Annotated in this window: 2 protein-coding genes; both read right to left on the reverse strand. The window is 79.1% G+C overall.

All coding sequences use genetic code 11. The annotated features are described in order from the left end of the window. On the reverse strand, window positions 1-1,207 hold a 1,207-nt coding region (locus VP06_RS30955; protein ID WP_048467665.1), incomplete at its 3' end, for a chemotaxis protein CheW. Next, on the reverse strand, window positions 1,200-2,573 hold a 1,374-nt coding region (locus VP06_RS38670), incomplete at its 5' end, for a methyl-accepting chemotaxis protein (RefSeq protein WP_048467666.1). The genes VP06_RS38670 and VP06_RS30955, both read right to left, overlap by 8 nt.

The raw sequence follows: 2,573 nt of genomic DNA on the forward strand, positions 1-2,573 counted from the left end.
GGACCGCTCCGGTGTCCGGCCTGACCAGCCGTGCCGCGCCATCGACGAGGAGGCCCGCCCGCAGGCCCGCGGCCTCGATCACCACGAGACGCCTGCGCATGGTCGCGGCCCCGGGCGGCAGGCCGAGTCGGCAGCGCAGGTCGAGGACCGGCAGGATGCCGCCGCGCAGCGCCAGCATCCCGGCGAAGCCGTCGGGCGCCCCGGGCACCGACGTGAGCGCGTCGGGCGCGGGCCGCACCTCGCGCACCGCCCCGGCGGGCAGGCCGTAGGCGCTCCCGGCGAGGTCGATCACCACCATCGGCTCGGGTCCGGCGGCGACGGGGACGGCCGGTGCCCGGTCCGGCGTGGACTCGCCGGTCAGAGCGTCGGGCGACAGGAGGCAGACGAGGGACCCGTCGTCGAGGCGGACGAAGCCGGCGGCCAAAGCGGTGGCCGTGACATGGGTCGAGACGCTGCTGGTCGAGCCTTGGCGACGCAGGGCCCGGGGGACCGGGTCGATCGCCTCCGGGCGCACGCGCAGCACCGGCCCGATGCGCTCGGCCACGAGCCCGATCCGACCGAGCACCGCGACGCGGGTCCCCGGGGCGCCCCCGAGCCCGAGGCAGGTCGAGAGACAGAGGAGCGGCAGCGTCCGCCCGTGCCAGGGCATCGCGCCGAGGGCTACGGGCCCGCCGGCCGGGTCCGCCGAGACGGTGTCGGGCCTGCGCGTCACCGCCTCGACCGCGTCGAGGGGCAGGGCGTAAGACCGCCCCGCGGCCTCAAGGGCCAGGAGCGCCCTCATCGGGGCGGCCCGCGGCGCGGCAGGCTCGGCGACAGGCACGGCCGTCTCGGCGGAGCCCATCGCCCGCCGCGGCCGCAGTCCCGCGATGAGGCCGGGCAGGTCGAGGATGGCGGCACCGCCCGGATCCCTGGCGAGGCCGGCGACGCGGGCGACGAGGAGGCCGACCGGCTCGCCCGCCTCGGCCAGCACCATCCGGCCGGGGGGCACCGGGCCCGCATTCGGCACGACGAGCCGGGCGAGGTCGAGGACGGGGAGCGCGGTGCCGCGCCTTTCCGCGAGGCCGGCGAGGGCCGCCGGCCCCCTGGGCACCCGGGTCAGGGCCGGGACCGGCGCCAGGGCGCGCACCCGCTCCGCCGGTATCGCGACGCGCGTCCCCTCCGCGCCGAGCGCGACGACGAGGAAGCGGGCGGGTCCCGCCTCACTCATCCGCGCCCTGCAACTCGTCGGCGAGAAGCGCGATCTCCTCCACTGCCGCCGCGAGGTCCTCGGCCCCGCGGGCCTGCTGGCGGGCGGCGGTGGCGGCCTCGGTCGAGGCACGGTCGGCCTCCTCGGCCGCCGTGGCGATCTGGCGGGCGCCCGCCGCGATGCCGGCGGCGGCGGTGAGGATGTCGTCGGCCCCGCGGGCGATCTCGCGGTTGGCTCGTTCCAGGTCGGCGATGTCGGCCGTCACCGCGGCGAGACCCGCGGTCAGGGCGCGGTTCTTCGCCACCTCGGCCTCGGCGGCGGCGACCGAGCGTTCGAGGGCGCGGCGCAAGGCGGCGGCGCCGTCCCGGATCGTCCGCACCGTGCCGCGGATCCGCTCGGCGCCTCCGGCGGCGTCGCGCGACAGGGCCCGGATGTCGCCCGAGACCAGGGCGAAGCCCTGGCCCGCCTCACCGGCCCGGGCGGCCTCGATCGCGCCGGTCACCGCCAGCATGCCGATCTGCACCGCCACGAGGGCGATGCCCTCGACGATGGTCTCGATCCGCCCGGTGCCGGCCTCGATCGTGCCGAGACGGTCGAGGGAGCCGCGCATCCCGTCGAGGGCCTGGCCGACCCCGTCGGCGAGGCCGTCGAGGGCGGCGCGGGCCTCGTGCAGGGTCTCGGCGAGGGCGGCGACCTGCGCCAGGGCACGGTCGGCGCCGGTCCGGGCGCCGGCCGCCGCTCGCTCGATGGCCGCCATGGCGGTGGCCGATTGCCGGGCGGCGGCGCTCTGGAGGGTGAGGCCGCGGCTGATCTGGTCGATGGCGGCGAGGATCTCGGCGGCGGCGCCGGACACTTCGAGGATCGAGGCCGACAGCACGTCGGCCGCAGCGCCGATCTCCTCCGCGCTCGCCCGGGCAGAGGCATCGCCGCGCAGGGTCTCGGCCAGGGCCGCCAGCGCCTCGGCGGTCGCCTGGCCCTGGTCGAGGGCCTCGGTCTGCTGCGCCACCGCGCGTTGCGCCTGCGCCGCCGCCGCGGCCTGCTGCTCGGCGGCGGAGGCGACCTGCTCGGCCCCTCCCTGCGCCTCGCGGGTGGTCGCCTCCGCCCGGAGCGCCTCCGCCAGGATGCCCTGGGCGCCCTCCGCCAGGGAGCCGAGATCGGTCCGTGCCGTCTCCAGCTGCCGGGCGACGCGGGCGCCGGTGGCGGCCTCGGCCACCGCCCGCGCGGCGGCGGCCCGGATCGCGAGGCCGAGCGCCCGGATCTCGTCCCGGATCGCCGCGGCCCTGTCCTGCACCTCGGCGGCGCCGGTCTCCGCGGTCTCGGCGAGCGCCCGCACCTCGTCGGCGACGACCGCGAAGCCGCGGCCATGCTCGCCGGCCCGGGCCGCCTC

Origin of the sequence: Methylobacterium aquaticum, assembly GCF_001043915.1 — a bacterium.
GTDB classification, from domain to species: Bacteria; Pseudomonadota; Alphaproteobacteria; order Rhizobiales; family Beijerinckiaceae; genus Methylobacterium; species Methylobacterium aquaticum.